Genomic DNA, 18,897 nt, shown 5'->3' on the forward strand with positions numbered 1-18,897 from the left:
ATTAGGGAGAAATTCCGCAATAAGTCCAATGTGTGCTTATAAAGTACGATTATTAGGGAGAAATTCCGCAAAAAGTTCAAGGTGCGCCTATAAAGTTCGAATTTGAGGGAGAATTTCCCTAAATATGAGTTCAAGGAGGGCGGAATTCTGTGAAGTAAACTCTAGTTATTGTAGGTGTTGCAAAGTGAAGCAAGATGAACTCTAGATATTGTAGGTGCTGCAAAGTGAAGCAAGTTGAACTTTAGATTGTAAGGTAAAGTAAGGTGAATTCCGTGTAGCAAGGTTAATTTGGGTGATGTGATTAAGGTGAATTTAGTGAGTTAATGATGAATTTTTGCGATGTAAGTTGAAATCAGTTGAAGTCAGTTGTGATGTCACTTGAGTTTAGATCGCAAGTCTACCTCGTCCTCGTCACACCCACCCAAATAACCGGGCAAGCTGAGCGACAGCAAAGGTTACTCCGATGGCGATACCCAGCGGAATGACTGCTGAGAGAACCGCCCATTTCATGCTTTTTGTTTCCTTGTAAATGTTCACGAGTGTTGTACCACAAGGATAGTGGAGCAGGGAGAACAGCATCATGTTGAGTGCGGTCAGCCAGGTCCAGCCATGTGAGAGAAAGACATCTTTGATACTGCCTAAGCTGTCGATATCAACCATAGCGCCTGAGGACATATAGCCCATAAGCAGGATAGGCAATACGATTTCATTCGCAGGAAGTCCAAGAATAAAGGCCATGATGATAAAGCCATCCATGCCAAGCAAATGTGCGAACGGATCAAAGAATGCAGCCATATGATTCAGTACAGAATCGCCGCCAATAAACAGATTGCCTAGAATCCAAGTGATAATCCCGGCAGGGGCAGCAACGACGATAGCCCGAGTAAGTACGTTAAGGGACTTATCTTTGGAGGAAATAAGTATGGTCTTCCAGATTTGTGGACGGCGGTAGGGAGGAAGCTCCAATGTGTAATGTGTGGGAACCCCACGCAGCGCAGTTTTGGACATGACCCAGGAAACGGTTAAGGTAACAATGATGCCGATTAGAACCATTCCCATTAGGACGGAGGCAGTGGTGAATGTACGAAGCGCGCCTGTCGTAGCGGCTCCTGCCATAAATAAGGAAGACAATAAAATCAGCGTGGGCCAGCGGCCGTTGCAAGGGACAAAATTGTTGGTCAGTATAGCCAGCATTCGTTCACGCGGCGATTCGATGATTCGTGTGGAGAGGATAGCGGCCGCGTTACAGCCGAAGCCCATGGACATGGTTAAAGCTTGCTTGCCATGACCACCTGATTTTTTGAACAGTCGGTCCATGTTAAAAGCAACGCGTGGCAGATACCCGAAATTCTCAAGCAGAGCGAATACGGGGAAAAAGATCATCATCGGTGGCAGCATGACACTGATTACCCATGAGGTGCCTCGATACAAGCCAAGCACAAGCACGCCGTGCAGCCAAGCTGGGGCATGGAGAGCCTCAAATCCCGCTGTCAGATATCCTTCGATGAAGCCAAAGAAGGAAGCGAGCCAGCTAGAAGGGTAGTTAGCCCCGGCAATCGTAATCCAGAATACGACACCGAGAATGGCGAGCATGATGGGAAAACCCCAAATTTTGGAGGTCACGATATTATCCAGCTTGTAAGTGCTGTTCAGTTTCTTCTTATCCCGATAAGTAACTGCATCTCCGCAGATGCCTGCGGATACGCCATATATACCACTGACAATCTCATCCCGAATGGCTCCGCCGTCAGCGAGCTTTTTTGCGGTGGACAATAGGGAATCTAGAGCGTCAGATCCCTTAGTGATAGGCAGTGACTCCATGGCCGATGACCTCCTTTGCTTCGGGTAAATCCTTGCTTTTCATATGCTCTTTAAGTGAAGTAAGCAGGCTGTCATCACCGTCCAATAAGCGCAGTGCAATCCAGCGAGCGGGATATTTGGTACCGATGGTTTGCTCTACCAATGGTGTAAGCTCGGCAATTCCCCGTTCGATCTCTTCGTTGTAACTAATCCGCAGCGGCTGCGCTGTGAATGAGCCTGTAGCCACTCGCTCCACTTGATCCAATAAGGCATCGATCCCTATTTTATTGCGTGCCGATATCGCAACGACGGGTACGCCGAGACGTTTGGAGATACTCTTCAGGTTGATGTCGATGCCCAGCTTACGTGCTTCATCAATGAGGTTGATGCAGACAACCGCCCGTCCGGTAATCTCCAGCACTTGCAAGGCAAGATTGAGATTACGTTCCAGCGAAGTAGCGTCAAGCACTACAAGTGTCACGTCTGGCTGTTCAAAAATAATATAATCTCTAGCCGCTTCTTCATCCGCGGAATTTGAGTATAGGGAGTACGTTCCTGGTAAATCTACCGCGAGGTATGAATGGTTATTGTGTTTGAATTCGCCTTCGGCAGTAATGACGGTTTTACCTGCCCAGTTTCCAGTATGCTGTCGCATGCCGGTTAGCAGGTTGAATAGTGTGCTTTTTCCGGTGTTAGGATTGCCTGCAAAAGCGACGGTGAACTGACTCATGCTTCTACACCTCCAATTAATTCTCCGAATATTAAAGAACTTTCTTCTCTACGCAATGCAATGGTCGTATTGCTTACCCGAAAAGCTATAGGATCTCCTAATGGACTACGCCGCAACACCTCTACGATATTCCCGACTACGAACCCGAGGTCCAGTAATCTTCTTCTAAGCACACCTTGAACTTCAATGTCGCTGATGCGCAGCGTGCTACCCTTTGCAGCCTCTGATAAAGGAATAGTTGTTCCAGTCATGAGATCCCTTCTTTCATTTATATTTTTACCGCCTATGGTTTTTATTTTGTGTATTAGAACATTTCTTGTAGTCTGGCACAACATTAGTATATGGCAACAACTTTGTCCCTGCAACAAGAATGTTTCCCTTAGGCAAAATAAAATTAAGCAAAAAAAGCCCCTGACGAAAGAGGGCTTGTACGCACTTTTCCGCAGGGTTGAGCTTAATTCCTAATTAACATTAAAATTACGACCAGCTGCCAAAATCAAGTGTACGTCCGGTCTCGACCAAGGTTTTAATATTACTCAGAACCTGCCACCAGGCGTTGATACTGCCAGCATATGAAGGATCATCAGGATGCCATTCATCGTGGATAAGCGTAAGTTTAGTAGTTCCACCCACCGGTTCAAGCAGCCAAGATATACGCGATTCATATCTTTCTGTACCCTTATGATAGGAGGGGCCGACCTTATGCGTGAAACGAAACGCTTTTTGTGGAGTGAACTCCAGCAGAGTCCCATATACATGTATCGTTTCATCGCCATCTGCACCGGGACCAACATATTCCAGCAATTCACCTTCTTTAAAAGTGGATTGGATTACGCTCCCGTAGTAAATCTGTTTAGTACCTTCGGGAGAGATCAAAGTCTCCCATACCTGCTCAGGTGTTCCGGCAATATAAAATTCATAGTGAAGTTCTTTCATTCCTTATTCCTCCTTGGTTTGTACAATCATTTATTCCCTTAGACTTATTTACACTATACAAAAGGATCACTGACAACTACGGTCAGTGATCCTAAAATAATCATTTTAAGTCTTATAATAAGCTGCCAGATCGGTAGCGATAGCGGACAGCTTTTGTTTCAGAGCTAAAGGCTCTAGGATTCGTAGTGTTGATCCATAAGGCAACAAGAAGTAAGGCGCATAAGTCAGTAAGGAGGTCTCATCGACTTGAAAACGGGCTTGTCCGTCAATGCGCTGCACCAGCGCATGTCCAAACAGCCAATGACTGCATAGATCGTTCAGGATTCCTTCATCGGCGGCGATGACTACTGCTATGAGTTTCTCTGGAGTATTTGGTGTGGGCAGCAAGCTTTTTAACAAAAAATCACGTGCAGAGAAGTCAGCAGGACGGGCAAACAGAGCTTCTGTGCGGTGCAGTTCAGTTATTCTATCGACTCGGAAAGACCGAATTTCTTGCCTCTGATGGCAATAAGCAACGGTGTACCATTGCCCTTTCCACAGGACAAGTCCATAAGGATCAATAGCGCGGGAAGAAATCGTCTCCCCGTTTCCCTTCCGATATTCCATCTGGAGGGTATGTCCGTTCGCCGTCGCTAATTCAAGCTCTTGCAGTAGGTGGGGAAGCGGCGCAGCAGGGGAGTGGATGGTTTCTATCCCGCTCTCATGACGCTCCATCTGTTCTAATTGCTGCGCATTGCTGTACCGTTTCAGTTTGGCGATTGCTTGATCTAGAGCTTCTACATAAGGATATCCAGTTCCCCGCGCAAAGGAGGCGGCTTGCAGGAGGGAACGTTGTTCGTCGGAGTCAAAGAATAACGGGACCTCGGAAAAATGCTCCGGAAGGCTATAGCCACCACCAGGTCCACTATCCGCGATAATGGGTACGCCACTGATGCATAACGCGTCGATGTAACGATAGACAGAGCGGACACTGATCTCTAGCGCTTCTGCTAGTTCCCCGGCGGTTCTTCCCCGTTGCTTGAGCATCCAGAGAATGGATAACATGTGATCAGCCTTGGACATAAATCAGGAACCTCCTTGCCTCATTAATTAGTAATAGTTTACTAACTATAGCAAATTGCCTATTGATCAGCTAGAGAACCTTTTGGTGCTGCCATAAGTTCCAAGCCGCGAAGTACATCCAGGGTTACGATTCTTTTCAACATGGTGTTACACCATTATTTTCTTGAGACTATGAATGTACCGTGATCTCGCAATAAGGAAATAGATAGTTTGCACAACCAGAAATACAGCAGATGTAGTAAGCACGGGCACAGTTACATTTGTGATATTAATCTGTTTCAGTATCGGGCGTATCACGACAAGGGTCTGAATGGTGGCAATAATAATCGGAATATAGAAAAGCACAGAAATCTGTTTGGTAGCAGAAGCTGACATTTCTTTAGTACTTAAACCGATTTTGGACAAAGCATTATACATTTGCTTATCTGTATTGAGCTCAGTATGAAGCTTAAAAAAGAGAAAGCTGGCTGATGAAAGCGAGAAGATCAGTGCGATAAAAATCCCTATAAAGCTAAGCATGGCGGCCCCTTGTTTGGTAGATAGATAGCTGTCTGCTCGCGATCCCAGTATAGAGCTGTATTGATGGTTAGCCTTGTTAGCGGCTTTATTCCATTGGATAAGGTCTCTGGTGACAACAGCTTCAGCTGAGCTGTCATTAGGTGTAGGACCGTCCCATGCAGGGATTTTGTATAGATATTTCACATAAGGTCTCGTGTACTTCTCTGTTGAATTAGAAATCTTATGATATAAGTTGTCATCTACGATTAGAAGTGAGGTGGCCATTGGATCTACTGGATGCACCTTTGGTGTTCGTAATTCTTTTAACATCAGTTCCTCATCTTTTTGAACCTTCAAATGAATCGCTCGATTAGCAGCATAATTCTGTGAATCCATATGTGGGTTCAGCAGTAATACAGCTTCTTTTTCAGACAAGGGTCCAACCTCGGATCACTCGTGTGCCCGTCGTAGTGGATCATATATCGTTCAGGATAGAGGATTAAACCTCCAGATTGGAGTTTATTCTCTTCTTGAGTCTGTGAGTATGAACCGTATGCTCTACGTATGTGGCTGCGGATTTTGGCAAGTACAACCTCATAGTGAAAAGGCTTAGTGATATAATCGTCCCCGCCATTCTCAAGCGCCATCACCTGATCCATTCCACTATCCCGTGCAGAAATGAACAGAATCGGGCAGAGTGAGAGGGAACGAATCTGGCGGCACCAGTAGAACCCATCGTATTTAGGCAGATTGACGTCCAGTAAGATAAGGTCAGCCGAGCTTTCATTAAAAGTCTCCAGCACCCTGTTGAAATCCTCTACAATAATTGTACGGAACCCATATTTTGATAGGTACGTGCTCAGCAAGCTTGCCAGCTTGGCATCGTCCTCTATGATTAGAATCGTCTCCATATTTTCACTCCTTTGTTCAGTTATACAGTAACATGGACAAGGAAAATTATGCTAAAAGAGTACTCTTATTCGTGGTCAACGTAAGAATCTAGCTAGATTTACCGAAGGGGAATTTAGCTGATCTAAGTCTAGCTGATCTAGCTCTAGCTTATCTAGCCTAGCTGGCCTAGCTGGCCTAGCTCTAGCTGATCTAGCTCTAGCTGACTTAGCTCTAGCTTATCTAGCTCTAAGCAATCCAGATTTCGCTCAAGCGGATTATCCAGACTTAATTGCACTTTGTACACTTATTTCTGCGTAGATAGTCCCTAGAAGCCATTTAATTGCACTTCGTGCAGCTAAAAAGGGTGAATACAGTGCAATGAAAGGAAAACCAGAAATTTAACTGCACGAAATACAACTAAACTAACTTTTGAATGAGCATTCTGAGGAATAGTTGCACTAAATGCAGTTAACGGATGCGTGGAGCTCATAATTATCGCTTGAAAAAGCTTGATCAGTGACTATTTCCTCCGGAAGAAGATCGCCCACTCCAAAGCTTTCTCTAATTGCACTTTGTACACTTATTTCTGAGTAGATAGTCCTTAGAAGCCATTTAATTGCACTTCGTGCAACTAAAAAGGGTGAATCTAGTGGAATTAAAGGAAAACCAGAAATTTAACTGCACGAAATACAACTAACTATCTTTTGAAGGAGCATTCTGAGGAATAGTTGCACTAAATGCAGTTAACGGATGCGTGGAGCTCATAATTATCGCTTGAAAAAGATTGATCAGTGACTATTTCCTCCGGAAGAAGACCGCCCACTCCAAAACTTTCTCTAATTGCACTTTGTACACTTATTTCTGCGTAGATCGTCCCTAGAAGCCATTTAATTGCACTTCGTGCAACTAAAAAGGGTGAATCTAGTGGAATTAAAGGAAAACCAGAAATTTAACTGCACGAAATACAACTAACTATCTTTTGAAGGAGCATTCTGAGGAAATAGTTGCACTAAATGCAGTTAACGGATGCGTGGAGCTCATAATTATCGCTTGAAAATAGTTGATCAGTGACTATTTCCTCCGGAAGAAGATCGCGCACTCCAAAGCTTTCTCTAATTGCACTTTGTACACTTATTTCTGATTAGATAGTCCATAGAAGTCATCTAAATGCACTTTGTACACTTATTCCTGCGTAGTTGGTCATTAGAAGCCATTTAATTGCACTCTGTGCAACTAAAAAGGGTGAATCTAGTGCAATTAAAGGAAAATCAGAAATTTAACTGCACGAAATACAACTAACTATCTTTTGAAGGAGCATTCTGAGGAATAGTTGCACTAAATGCAGTTAACGGATGCGTGGAGCTCATAATTTCCACTCGAGAAATGTTTGTTTTGTGAACGTACGGATCATATTAGGTAGTATAAAATAATAATAACTAATTATGATATATGCTTCATTTTGCATCCCCCTTAATATGAAATTAAAGAGAGGGGCGTGGAAAATGAACATTAATTTTAGAAGCTACCGTTCTGAAGATCTGCTAAAGGTACGTCATTTTCTTATACAAAGTTACAGTAAGCTAAAGACTCCAAATACCTGGCTTATAGACCGCTGGGAATTTGTTATTTTTTTTCAGGAGACGAGAAGTGGAACGCTGGAGCAGTGGGAACAAAAAGTGGGCTTATGGGAGTATGAGAATGGAGAGCTTGCAGCTGTAGTGTGCAGGGACGATGGGTTCTATTTTCAGTGTGCTGAGATGAATCCTCCGGAAAAATTACTTGAAGAAATGTTCGCTTTTGCTGAACAAAAAGCTGAGGAAGAGAACGGTGGTTACGTAGAGCTGTATGTGCCAATACCGGAGAATATGACTTCTGCGGCGGAGGTTGCTCGTAAGAGGGGGTATCATCAAACGGGTGGTAAGGAAAGCGTAAACTCCTTGCGATTGGATGAGGAATTCCCTGTGGAGCTCCCCTCTGGCTTTAGAATATGCAGCGGAGATGAGATCGAGGTTACTGCAAAAGCGCTCGGACATATCATGGCCTTCGACTATGCAGAAACGGCGGAGGCAGAGCTCACGCTGCTGCATTATGGGAATATGAGTAACGCTCCAAGCTATAATCCGCAGCTCGATCTTAGCGTTGTGAATGACACGGGCGAAGTGGTTTCCTTTTGTAATATTTTTTGGGACAGCAGCAATAGAATTGGTGCTCTGGAGCCTGTAGGCACATCCATTAACTATCGAAAGCTGGGACTGGGACGGGCGGTTCTACACGAAGGATTTAACCGTTTAAAACAACTCGGAGCTAGTAAAGTTTACGTAGGTTCTATGCAGCCTTTCTATGAGGAATTGGGCTTTACTACAGAAGTTTGGTTACAGGTGTGGGAATATTCAGGTCACACAGATTAAGTTGCACCGGCTGCCCCCGATATTGAATCTGTCAGCAGTACCTAAACTGGCAACGTACTATGAAAAATCCCCTTGATGGGTAAGTCATCAAGGGGATTTTTGGGTTTGAGCTCGGCAATCATATGCTGCACAGTAATCTCATACGTCGCACAGCAATCATACCGCCAGAGCAATTATGCGCTGCAAACTGCCTCTGATTGCACTTTGTACAATAGAATCATATATTCTTAGTAGCCGAAGCCGAAGCCGAAGCCGAAGCCGAAGCCGAAGCCGAAGCCGAAGCCGAAGCCGAAGCCGTAGCGTGGCTGAGCCAAGCCAAATCACGAAGCTCAGCACTCGCAACTAGCCGTCTGGCCAAGAGATTTTATTGATATTTGACTACAATCGCATTGCTGATCTGACGCCCAGGGGACGTAAGATATTTGCCGTTGTAGTAGAGCCCGCTGGATGCACCACCATCCAGATTCATGGCTTGATACGCTCCAGCTTGCTTCATCATTTCTGCCAGCTGTGGGATGGTGGCTCCACCAGTGGTCAGTAGAATGAGCTTATGGTCGCGTGTTAATCCGAGCGCGCTGCGTGCTCCGCCGCCGGTTAAGATTTTTGGATCTTTGAAGCCTTCTGCCGCGACATTTAGGGATACCTTGCCGTTCACAAGAAGACGCGGGCCGGCTTGAAGAGCTCCTTCCATAGAACCGGAAGCGAAGCGGCTTGTGAATTCCAGCCCAGGAATCAGTGACGCCAGATGGTTGCTGTCATAGGTAAAAATCGTCCGGCGATCCCCGGAGCTATTTTTAAGCATTTTTCCGCCGCTGACAATGTACCCGTATGGAGCTTTGTATGCTCCTTTTGTATAGGCATCAAAAAATGTTCCGTTAATCGCAACTACGGCATTATTACGTTTAGCCAGACTGCTTAGGTCCTCTACTTTTCCGACCGTATTTCCAGCCAGTACGACATCAAGTTTCACCTTAGGATGCAGCAGGGACACTGTAACCGTCTGGGCTTTGAAGGATCTGCCGCCAACTTTGAAGGTTTTACTAGCGCTGACAACTGGTGAAGAATCCGCTTTGATTAGTGCGCCGGACTGTACAGGAACAGTGGTTGCAATATCATTACTCTTAAGGGTTAATGAAGAGGCTTCCTTATCCCAGGTTAATTGAATGCCAAGCGTTGTGCTGATAAAAGACAACGGGATATATACCGTGCCATTATCACTGAAAGCAAGATCAGTTAGCGTAACCGACTTTTCATTGACGAGCGCAGCGGTTTGACCTAATGTAAGCGTTATGGTGGTGTCTGCATTCGTAATGCTTATACGTTTTTCGTTAGGATTCCATACAGACTGTATACCAGTGAAGCTATTTAAGAGACGCAGTGGTATGTATGAATGGTTATTCTTGTCCACATAGACGGTGTTTTTAGGAACTGGTGTTGCACCAACAGTGGATGGGCAAGTGGCGACAAGTGGAACGAGCAGTAAGAAGGTAAGAAACAGAGTGGACCCTAGCTTTTTCATCATAAACAATTACTCCTTATCTTGTAGCTGTTGTAAAAAACGACAAGGTTTATTATACCTCATGTTCAAAAACTTGGATAACCTTTATTTTTAAATGTTCATAGGGTGAATCTGATAGAATATAGATTATATTATTTATATTAGCACTGAAATTGCACTGAGATTAGCACTATAACTAGCACAATAACCAGTCATCACAATTGCCACTAGACTCAATAGCTAAAAGGAGATTTTTATGACTACGATAGGTTTAATTCGCCATGGAAGTACCGCGTGGAATAAAGAAGGCAGAGTGCAAGGGCATACGGATAATTCATTGGATGCTGAAGGCCTGCAACAGGCACAACTACTGGCTGAACGTCTTAGCACAGAACAATGGGATTACATATATTCAAGTGATTTACTCAGAGCGCGGCAAACGGCAGAGGTTATTGCAGAAAGATTAGGCCTTGAGATCACGGGTTTAGCGCCGGGCATTCGAGAGATGTATGCGGGACTTATTGAAGGAACTACGCAGCAAGAGCGGATTGAACGATGGGGAACCGATTGGAAGACGTTAGATTTGGGTTTGGAAACTCCAGAAGCCAGCGAGCTCAGAGGCAGCGAAGTGATTGAAGAAATTGCGGCGAGACATCCAGGCAGCCATATTCTGATCGTTAGCCATGGTGCAATTTTACGCAGTAGCCTTAGAAGACTACTTCCAGAACTGGACGGCACAGTATTATTGAACAATACGTCAATTACGCGAATAACAAAATCCGAATCGGATGGCTCCTGGAACTGCGAGTTATATAATTGTGCGCGGCATTTGGAGAAAGAGTAAGTGTTCAGATAATGTTCAGAGCTTTTTTATATATTGGTATCGCAGTACAGTAAGCTAATTATTTGTAGTTCAGAAGGATGTGCGAATTAAAGGTGGTAGAGGTTCAGATTTATTTACAAACGTTAATGTCCATTATCATCGCAGGGGTTGTAGGTTATTTAGTATTGAGATTTTACCGGGATGTTGCTAGTAAGGAACCAAAACAAAGAGCGGTTTATACGGGCCTTTCCATTATAACTATCGTCGTTGGATTGTGGGCAATGCATCAGCTAGGCAAAAAAACCTTAGAAGAAACTATAGAGGTCAATGGGGGGATTTTCACTCCGTTATTGATATACGCGCTTACGATAGCTGTTTTAATGTTTTTGCTTACACGGCTGAACCTTGTTTTGGCGGAAAGAGAGCAGCTTAAGGAACTTGCCTATAAGGATGGCTTAACGGGGCTCTTAAACAAGAATGGAATGGATCACTTTTGGGATCGCTGCAAAGTAAATGAGCAACTAGCCGTATTGTTTATGGATTTGAACCGGTTCAAATCAATCAATGACAGCTTAGGACATCATGTGGGCGATTTACTGCTGCAAGAGGTGGGAGGAAGGTTAAGTCAATTCTCCAGCAAAAGAAAACGCCATATTTTCCGCATAGGCGGCGATGAATTTGTGATTGTAGCTAAAGGCTGCAATCAGAAGGAAGCGGAGCAGTTAGCGGTGCAGATTCTGGAGAAGACGACCAGACATTATCAGCTGGGAGAGCATAACCTCTTTGTATCTGCGAGCATAGGCATCAGCATTAGTCATGGCAAGGTGGATCATTTCAGGCTGCTGCACGAAGCAGATACAGCGATGTACACCGCCAAACAGCTGGGTACAGGTCGTTATTCAGTTTATAAAAATTAGTTTGTTAAGTGTAAAATATAAGCGTCAGCCCTGGACATAAATAGATGTCTAAGGCTGACGCTTTTTTTTAGGCTCCCGGTGTGTGAAACTTGTGGGGGACTTGCTTGCGTCCCTTCATCAAGAAGAGGCAGAGCAGGGCAACCGCCATACTAATCGCTGCTACATAGAACAGGATGGAGTAATCAAAAATATCAATCATTAGCCCCAGCAAAGGTGGCGAGCTGATCGCTGCCAGTGAAGAGACCAAATAATACATCCCTGTTCGAGTACCGATACTCTCCTCAGTTCCCGTTGCAACAACATAAGGATAAGAGTTGATGTTGATACAAGCCCAGAAGATTCCTCCTGTCAGGAGTAACGCTCGAAGCACCAGCAGGTCCTGTGCAAACCCAACAAGCGCAAAGACCGTCATCAGGCCACATACGCCGATGATAATGATCTTCTTTTTCCCGAATCGCCCACCCAGCCAACCGCTCGGAATAGCGAACAGCACAAAGGCAAGGGAGAAGAAGGTAAGGGAGAAGGAGGCTGCTTGTTCACTGAGGCCCAGATGGTTTTTGCCATACAATGTAAACAAGGTTTCGACCCCTTGATAAGCTACAAACCAGAAGAAAATCGCTGCCAGTAGAAAGACTGTAGTACGATCCAGCTGGCCGCGAAAGGAGACTCTGGAAGGCTTAACTATCGTCGCAGAAGGGCTCCCCGCTGTATCGGATAGAAGCGTAGGGCTTATATTCACACCATCCCGTTTTTCTTTGATGAAGCGCGATACGATAAATAGACATAACAGGGTAATCAGTCCAGCAACGAGAAATGGCAGCGCAGGATTTGATTTATAGAGGATCGAACCCACGCCAAAAGCCAGAATTGATCCGAATCCACCCATGAAATTAATTAATCCGTTAGCCTTTGTACGCTGCTCTTCAGGTGTTATGTCGGGCATGAGAGCGACGGTAGGGGAACGGTATAAACTCATGGCTAGATTCATCAGCATCATAAATAAAAGCAGTGTAAATAGTCCGGTATGAAACGGAATCAGCATAGTCAGCACGGCAGCGAAGGGCATACCGATCATAAGATAAGGCATTCTGCGTCCAAAACGCGAGGTCGTGCGGTCACTCCAATTGCCGATCCAAGGCTGCAAGAATAAGGCGAAGTAATTATCAATCGTCATCATGAAGCTGATTAGGGCCACGCTATGTACATATTTTTCGAGGAAAAAAGGTACAAATGCGTTATACAGACTCCATGTAATGCTGATGCTGAAAAAGCCGAATCCGAGCAGCCAGACTTTTTTCACACCATCACACTCCCTTGTCAGCCAGAAGTCCAGCGAGTAGGTCTGGATGATCGGTAATAATGCCTGATACACCAGCTTCAATTAAATATTTCATCCGCTCGGGATCGTTAACGGTCCAAGGATGGTAGACAACGCCATGCTTCGCCGCTTCTTCGACGAATTCAGGCAGTACTGCAAAATGATACGCATGCAACGCAGTCGCTCCAAGTGTAGCTGCATAGTCCCAAGGACGATACAAGCCTTCCCCGTATAGAATTCCTGTTCTGATCTCCGGTGCCAGCGACTGACAGTAAGCTAGTGAATAATGGTTGAAGCTCGAAAAAATGACGCGATCGCTCATCTTGAAATCCCGTACGGCCGCGATCACTTTTTCCTCCATACCCGGATATAAAAAAGTGCCATTTTTAAGCTCGATATTTAGGGTGGTATCTCTACCTTGCAGCAGATCTAATAAATCTTCCAGCAATGGAAGGCGCTCATCTTTGAATTCAGGTCCGAACCATGAGCCTGCGTCCACTTCCAGCAGTTCTGCGAGTGTATGATCCTTCACATAGCCGGTTCCGCTTGTCGTGCGGTTTAGAGTTTCATCATGAATGAGGACTAGGCCGCCATCCTTGGTCATTTGTACATCAGTTTCTATTCCGGTTGCACCCAGCTCAAGACCTTTGCGAAATGCTGCCATAGTATTTTCTGGACACACTGCCGACGCTCCACGATGCGCAAAATTAATGATGTTGTTCATAAGTTATTGTCCCTCCAACTTTAGTGTTTGCTATGCCCCTATAGATGGGGGCTACTTGTCATATTCCACAGAGAGTAAAGAAACCCTGTCTGGAATTTTAAATCAGTTATTCATAGCGCCATACGGGATTCGTTCCAAAAGTCCAGCTTCATAGATGCTCCGCAGCTTCAGCTCGGGCATATGAATATAACCGATATAACAATCGCATACCTTCATTCGGCAGCTTCTAACCGCAGAGAGACCCTCTAGCCCATCACGGTAAAGATTGCCTATGACCCCTCTGTCCTTATAGCAGCGTTTCACAAGCCCAGCGCCCTGTACGTAAAAAACATCTTTTCCTGCATTGCAGGCTTGGCCAAGGCTTTCATAATCCATAGCATTCACAGAAAAATGTGGATCAATCTCGCTAAGGAAGACAAAATCCTCAGCTGTATAATAATCAGGTTTATCTTTGTAAGCATTGACCCATAAGTACACGTTCTCTGGTAACGCAGAACGAAGTGAAGCTATCGCTGAAAAAGCGCTGCGTATTCCAACGCTTCCCACACTAAATGGAACGTCGTTCTCATATAAAGTCAAACATTGCGCCAGAAATTTATCCTCCCGCACTTGTCCGGGGTGGTAGGTGGCCCAAAAGGCCACTTTTTTACGATTCAGCTGGGAGATGAAATCCAGGTTGGCAGATAGGTTGGTCTGAATCGCTACCTTCTCTACATGGTCCATATTGGAGAGGGCAATCATTGCTTCTTTGTACCAGCGATGAATTAGCCCTTCGCCATAGGGATTAAAAAATATAGAAAGCCGATGACCTGCCGCACCTTGCTCAGAGGCCCACGCCACAAAGGCTTCCAGCCCCTGGCGGTCCTTGGCGAGCGTAGCTGCGCTGTCTCTTGTTTTGCCAAAAGGACAATAGGGGCAATCATAGTTGCAGGACGTGAGGGAACCGCGGTAGTAGAGGACCGCATTCATGGCAATACGAACCTTTCCATCTGCTCTCGGATCTCCCCAGAAATAAACCAATCCCCAATCGAATCAGAGTAACCCATCCCTTCGGTGGTAAGGCGCAGGATGCCATCTTCCTCCTGCCCAAGACCGGAATGAAGCAGGTTGGACAGCTCAGGATAATCGCTCCAGAGCGATTGACCGAAACGCTGGCTGTAATCTTCAAGCTTCAGCCCTTCGCTATGTAGAATCGCCTTCAGAATAAAGCGGCGTTTCTGTTCTTCAAGACTCAGCACAATCCCGTAATCCGCAGTATCGTAACGATCCGTCGCAACGTAATCAGCAATAATGCTCTCGGTTGCTTTACGGCTTACCCCATAACGGGAAGCGTAATGCACATGGCGGGTGTAGGATCTTGCTCCGCAGCCCAATCCGACCATTCCTTCTTCTTGGCAGCTATAATCGAGAATGGGTTTAGCTGTTCCTGCGTCTTCCTTGGCGAAACGACGCATGGAGTATTGGCGATATCCTCTCGCTCTAAGCAGCTGCCCAGCGGCTTTGTAGCAATCTAGGCGAATATCGTCCTGACGCTGGATATCACCAGGCTTCACAATCGTATGCTCACGGGTGTAGAGCGGATAGATGAAAATTTCCTCTGGCTCAAAGCTGATCGCTTGATTGAGCGAATATAGCCAAGAGTCGACCGTCTGCCCCGGAAGCCCGTAGATCAGATCTAAATTCAGTATGGGAAAATCATATTTCCCCAGCAGCTCTAGTGCCCGATATACCTCATCCGGATTTTGTGGGCGATAGATGGCCGCCGATTCAGCAGCGACAAAACTTTGGATGCCCATGCTGACCCGATCCACCGTATACTCTTTTAGAATATTCAGCTTCTCTTCGGTAATCGTCTCCGGTGAAGTTTCGACTGAGATGGAGGCTGTATTTGTGTCCAGTCCCATCGTATCAACGGCAATGTGGAACAAGCGGCGGAGCTGATCTGCTGCCAGCAGGGTGGGAGTTCCACCGCCGATCGCAAAACGCGCATAAGGTTTATGTCTGGTGAATTCCGCCCATTGCTTTGCTTGGCGTTCCAGGGCATCCACGTATGTGGCATGAACATTTGCGCGTTTATCAGGCAGGGTAAATAGGTTGCAGAATCCGCAGCGTGCGCCACAAAACGGAATATGCATATATAGAAAGAAAGATTCCGCAGGCTCATCACGCCAGAGTGTTTCTAGCGGCATCGGAGGCTGCAAATCCCTGTAAGCCGTTTTGTGTGGATAGGAATACAGATAAGAACGGTAAGGGTGAGCAGTAATGCTGTCTTTCCACTTGTGAAGCTCTTCTAAAGAGAAGGACGATAACGTCATATCAGTTCTCCATCCTTTCCTTGTTATAAATATTATAAAATAAACTCCCGATAAGGGACGTTCCATACCGTCTCGTGGGCAAGGCGATGCCCCTGATAGCCATCTTCCCCATAAGCGGTTCCATGATCTGAAAAAGCCAGGCAGAAGACAGGATTGCCGCGTTCCCGGAACGCATCGAACAACCGGCCCAGTTCACCGTCCACATAACGAAGAGCGGCGCGCTGGCTGTCTACGGAGTCTTTTTTAGCACCAGGTACAAAATAATGATTTGGTCCGTGAATGGCAGAGACGTTGAGGAACATAAACAATCTTTGCTCGCTAGGAGTATCCTTTAGCAGCTTCAAGGCATGGTTCACCTGATGCTCTGTGGAACGCGGATTGGTCACACCGAAGGTCATCCGCCAGTAGCTTTGCTGGAAATAGCTTGGCAACACACGAGCGAGTGGATTTTTTTTGGTGAAAAAAATAACACCTCCAATACAAACCGTGCGATAGCCCTCGGCAGCAAGTCCTGACACGATATCCGGCGTATCGAACAGCCATGTATGAGGATGCGTCTTCATTCCGGTATTTCGGGAATGGAACATACGGATATGCTCAGTCTTATCCGTTGTAGCTGGAGTAGGCAAGAAGCCGCCGAAAAAAGCGTGATGGGCCGCATAAGTAAAGCTGCCGGGAGTATGTCTTTTCTCCCAGGATCCCGTTCCACACAGGTTCGGGCAGTTCGCTTCCTCCATAGTAGCTGCATCGTATCGAAGGGTATCAAGCGTGATCATTAGAATGTCATGGGTGCCAACGATAGTGTTCATATCCATTAAGAGGATCCTTCCTTTATAAGCGGTGTTGAGGGATGAGTAATATAGTCTCTGGCGGTCAATACCTTCATTTCCCATTCGTAGGTGCTGCAGCCACGGTATTTTACATCGTACAGCAAATCGCCAAATGGATTAACGTCGGCGACAAAACACTGTTGCGATCCTCCAGATATCAGCACGTCTATCCCGGCAACTCCAGAACGGGGAAATGCCGCCAGCGCTTGCAACGCGGTATTTCGTACCTGCTCCTGTATGAATTCTGATAAACCGGCTTCTGAAGGAGACATCCGCTGGCTACGTAAATGCAGATTCGTAATTGGGGTGGAACTTACACGAGCAATTGCATGACAGGCCTCGCGGAGAACCACGAGCTGGCGGATATCGAAGGCTTTGCCGTTATGGCCGATCTTAGGGATCCATTGCTCGGCATAACCACCATGCCGATAAATCCAGTTAATAATGCCGGAGATCGTGGCGGTATCTGTGTATCGCCGCAGTTTACCGGAATTATAGTAAATGGGCGGTCGGGTGATGTAATTCTCGACCCCCACTGTAGTTAAGGCAACTTCGGCACCTGTAACGGGATGGAGCTGATAGGCGATCACCCCGGAAGCGGCAGAGCCGAAGGCTAGCTTAATGAATACCCGGTGCATTCGCCGGGAGATCATCATCTCACGGAGAGAGGCATAGTCGGTAGGCTGCTGTTCCTCGCCTAATGGACGAGGAATAGTGATGCCTGCCCCACTCAGAATCTGTTGTGCCCGCCGTTTATCGGTCATGGCCGCAATATCAGCGGGGTCATTTAACCATAGCGAGCCTGGACAAACCTCTTTGGCTTCGCGCTGCAGTCTAGCCAGCATGCGGCAATAACCGCGGAACCATTGTGAAGGATGATGCAGGACACCCTGCATCTCCTTCAATTGATGGGCTACCTTCACACGGAGTGGGCGCGGATCAGGTCTTTCAGCGTAGGGATGCAGCGAATCGTCAACATCAACGGTATCAGGTGCGCCAAGAGCGATTAAGGCACGTTCTACTTCAAAGCTGCTGCCAGGCGATTCCAATCTCAGCAGCGGGGGAGCCGCACTGAGATCTATTCCGTTATAAACAGCCGGCTGACTGGATAACTGCTGCTTCTGCACTTCCAGCAGATCACCTAACGATTGGCCTTGCAGAAATTCAGCGTACGATAAAATGATGGCAGGTGGCATTCCGAGATCGGAACGTGCTTGCTGAATGCCGCTAGTCCGTTTATCCCCAGGAATACCGATAACGATCATCGGCCGCATAGGGGGCTCACTCTGTGATGGAAGGATAACGCCAGTCTTCCTCATCATCGCTTTCCTGTTTGTCGCTGACATCGACAGGTAATCCACTCTGCTGCCACCGGCTGATCATCTCGTCGGACATAAAATGATGGCTTAGATTCAATGCTTTTAGTCCCTTGATTCTCTCGCTGGCAAGAAGCAATTCAGCACCTTCGTCGCTGAGGGTACCCAGAGATAGATCTAGCGTATCCAGCTGATCTAAGATAGGCGCATTTGCTACTGCACCGGCGATTTCATCTTGTATTTCGCTATTTTTTAATCCCAGATAGGTAAGTTTAGGGAACTTTCCTACTTCTATAAGAGGTAGAATATCTGCGAGGCTTCCGTCAAAGCCGTAGTTATCTACGCCAAGATAGAGTTCCAGCTTGCGTAAATTCGGCAATTGGCTGGCTGCAATATTTTCAAGTACGGCTTTACTTAAGCCGCCGCTAATAATTATCAGTTCCTCCAGCTTGTCATGCTTTAGCTCTGAGAGGCTCAGCTCATTCCCGCCTTGAATCGTGAGTGATTGTAATTCTGGAAAAGCAGGGAGCAGCGGTGATAGATCGCTTTGGGTAATCCATGAAATCTCGCATTCCTCATAACCCATCTCACCAATAAAAAGCTTGCGTAAAGCAGGGAAGCTGGCGCTATGCGTAACCAGTGCCTCTACAACCTCTTCCGAGCTATTCTCGTAGGCTTGCCCCCAATCACCGATAATTAGGCTGGTCAGCGACGCACCTTCAGGGCTGCTGCTTAACTTCTCAATTGCTTCGCCAATTCTTTGACCTTCTTCGAATTCGTCGTATCCAATACTAAGCTTTACTTCCGTCATGGGTGTTCCCTCCCGGAAAA

General features: G+C 46.2%; 18 protein-coding genes and 1 pseudogene. 3 read left to right on the forward strand and 16 right to left on the reverse strand.

What is annotated here, in order from left to right; translation table 11 throughout:
- Positions 1-411: 411 nt before the first annotated feature.
- The 8 genes and pseudogenes from MHI32_RS05470 to MHI32_RS05505 all read right to left on the reverse strand — a co-directional run bounded on the left by MHI32_RS05470 (position 412) and on the right by MHI32_RS05505 (position 6,221).
- Positions 412-1,821 carry a nucleoside recognition domain-containing protein gene (locus tag MHI32_RS05470; protein WP_076220490.1) on the reverse strand — a complete coding sequence of 470 codons (1,410 nt, stop codon included), beginning with the start codon at positions 1,819-1,821 and terminating at the stop codon, positions 412-414.
- Entirely contained in the window at positions 1,799-2,530 is a 732-nt protein-coding gene (locus MHI32_RS05475; RefSeq protein ID WP_076130631.1) for a FeoB small GTPase domain-containing protein, read from the reverse strand. The genes MHI32_RS05470 and MHI32_RS05475 overlap by 23 nt, the downstream gene beginning before the upstream one ends.
- Positions 2,527-2,781: a FeoA family protein gene (locus MHI32_RS05480; RefSeq protein WP_036679839.1), complete on the reverse strand. Its 255-nt coding sequence runs from the start codon at positions 2,779-2,781 to the stop codon at positions 2,527-2,529. The genes MHI32_RS05475 and MHI32_RS05480 overlap by 4 nt, the downstream gene beginning before the upstream one ends.
- A 226-nt stretch (positions 2,782-3,007) precedes the next feature.
- The gene (locus tag MHI32_RS05485; protein WP_340012002.1) at positions 3,008-3,466 is read right to left on the reverse strand and encodes an SRPBCC domain-containing protein; all 459 of its coding nucleotides are present in this window, start codon (positions 3,464-3,466) and stop codon (positions 3,008-3,010) included.
- A 105-nt stretch (positions 3,467-3,571) separates the two neighbouring features.
- A complete protein-coding gene (locus MHI32_RS05490; RefSeq protein ID WP_076280460.1) occupies positions 3,572-4,528 on the reverse strand; it encodes a YafY family protein in 957 nt (318 codons plus the stop codon).
- Between the two features lie 147 nt (positions 4,529-4,675).
- A complete protein-coding gene (locus tag MHI32_RS05495) occupies positions 4,676-5,461 on the reverse strand; it encodes a hypothetical protein (RefSeq protein ID WP_340012003.1) in 786 nt (261 codons plus the stop codon).
- 14 nt (positions 5,462-5,475) lie between these two features.
- Positions 5,476-5,937 (reverse strand): annotated as a pseudogene (locus tag MHI32_RS05500) (response regulator transcription factor); the annotation flags it as partial.
- Between the two features lie 152 nt (positions 5,938-6,089).
- The gene (locus MHI32_RS05505; protein WP_340012004.1) at positions 6,090-6,221 is read right to left on the reverse strand and encodes a hypothetical protein; all 132 of its coding nucleotides are present in this window, start codon (positions 6,219-6,221) and stop codon (positions 6,090-6,092) included.
- A gap of 1,198 nt (positions 6,222-7,419) precedes the next feature.
- On the opposite strand from MHI32_RS05505, the gene MHI32_RS05510 reads away from it, so the two are divergent.
- The gene (locus MHI32_RS05510) at positions 7,420-8,325 is read left to right on the forward strand and encodes a GNAT family N-acetyltransferase (protein WP_340012005.1); all 906 of its coding nucleotides are present in this window, start codon (positions 7,420-7,422) and stop codon (positions 8,323-8,325) included.
- 364 nt (positions 8,326-8,689) lie between these two features.
- Here the strand turns inward: MHI32_RS05510 and MHI32_RS05515 are convergent, their stop codons facing one another.
- On the reverse strand, positions 8,690-9,844 hold the full coding sequence (locus tag MHI32_RS05515) for a phosphodiester glycosidase family protein (protein WP_076219736.1): 1,155 nt from the start codon (positions 9,842-9,844) through the stop codon (positions 8,690-8,692).
- 235 nt (positions 9,845-10,079) lie between these two features.
- Here MHI32_RS05515 and MHI32_RS05520 point away from each other — a divergent pair, with 235 nt between their 5' ends.
- Both MHI32_RS05520 and MHI32_RS05525 read left to right on the forward strand, forming a co-directional pair.
- On the forward strand, positions 10,080-10,667 hold the full coding sequence (locus MHI32_RS05520; RefSeq protein ID WP_038568983.1) for a histidine phosphatase family protein: 588 nt from the start codon (positions 10,080-10,082) through the stop codon (positions 10,665-10,667).
- A gap of 77 nt (positions 10,668-10,744) precedes the next feature.
- The gene (locus tag MHI32_RS05525; protein WP_081383526.1) at positions 10,745-11,563 is read left to right on the forward strand and encodes a GGDEF domain-containing protein; all 819 of its coding nucleotides are present in this window, start codon (positions 10,745-10,747) and stop codon (positions 11,561-11,563) included.
- A gap of 67 nt (positions 11,564-11,630) precedes the next feature.
- Here MHI32_RS05525 and MHI32_RS05530 read toward each other — a convergent pair whose 3' ends face one another.
- The 7 genes from MHI32_RS05530 to MHI32_RS05560 all read right to left on the reverse strand — a co-directional run bounded on the left by MHI32_RS05530 (position 11,631) and on the right by MHI32_RS05560 (position 18,877).
- Complete coding sequence (locus MHI32_RS05530; protein WP_340012006.1) at positions 11,631-12,863, reverse strand: SLC45 family MFS transporter; 1,233 nt, start codon at positions 12,861-12,863, stop codon at positions 11,631-11,633.
- A gap of 4 nt (positions 12,864-12,867) precedes the next feature.
- The gene (locus MHI32_RS05535; RefSeq protein ID WP_340012007.1) at positions 12,868-13,605 is read right to left on the reverse strand and encodes a glycerophosphodiester phosphodiesterase; all 738 of its coding nucleotides are present in this window, start codon (positions 13,603-13,605) and stop codon (positions 12,868-12,870) included.
- A 102-nt stretch (positions 13,606-13,707) separates the two neighbouring features.
- On the reverse strand, positions 13,708-14,574 hold the full coding sequence (locus tag MHI32_RS05540) for an STM4011 family radical SAM protein (protein WP_076195184.1): 867 nt from the start codon (positions 14,572-14,574) through the stop codon (positions 13,708-13,710).
- Positions 14,571-15,920 (reverse strand): STM4012 family radical SAM protein, encoded by a 1,350-nt coding sequence (locus tag MHI32_RS05545; protein WP_076129568.1) that lies wholly within the window; start codon positions 15,918-15,920, stop codon positions 14,571-14,573. Before MHI32_RS05545 ends, MHI32_RS05540 begins: the two co-directional genes overlap by 4 nt.
- Before the next feature lie 32 nt (positions 15,921-15,952).
- The gene (locus MHI32_RS05550; protein ID WP_076129567.1) at positions 15,953-16,735 is read right to left on the reverse strand and encodes an STM4013/SEN3800 family hydrolase; all 783 of its coding nucleotides are present in this window, start codon (positions 16,733-16,735) and stop codon (positions 15,953-15,955) included.
- Positions 16,735-18,024 (reverse strand): STM4014 family protein, encoded by a 1,290-nt coding sequence (locus MHI32_RS05555; RefSeq protein WP_340012008.1) that lies wholly within the window; start codon positions 18,022-18,024, stop codon positions 16,735-16,737. The genes MHI32_RS05550 and MHI32_RS05555 overlap by 1 nt, the downstream gene beginning before the upstream one ends.
- 7 nt (positions 18,025-18,031) lie before the next feature.
- Positions 18,032-18,877, reverse strand: a complete 846-nt coding sequence (locus MHI32_RS05560) for an STM4015 family protein (RefSeq protein ID WP_076129565.1) — start codon at positions 18,875-18,877, stop codon at positions 18,032-18,034.
- Positions 18,878-18,897: the final 20 nt, after the last annotated feature.

The organism is Paenibacillus sp. FSL H7-0690 (assembly GCF_037980415.1).
Lineage (GTDB): Bacteria > Bacillota > Bacilli > Paenibacillales > Paenibacillaceae > Paenibacillus_AQ > Paenibacillus_AQ odorifer.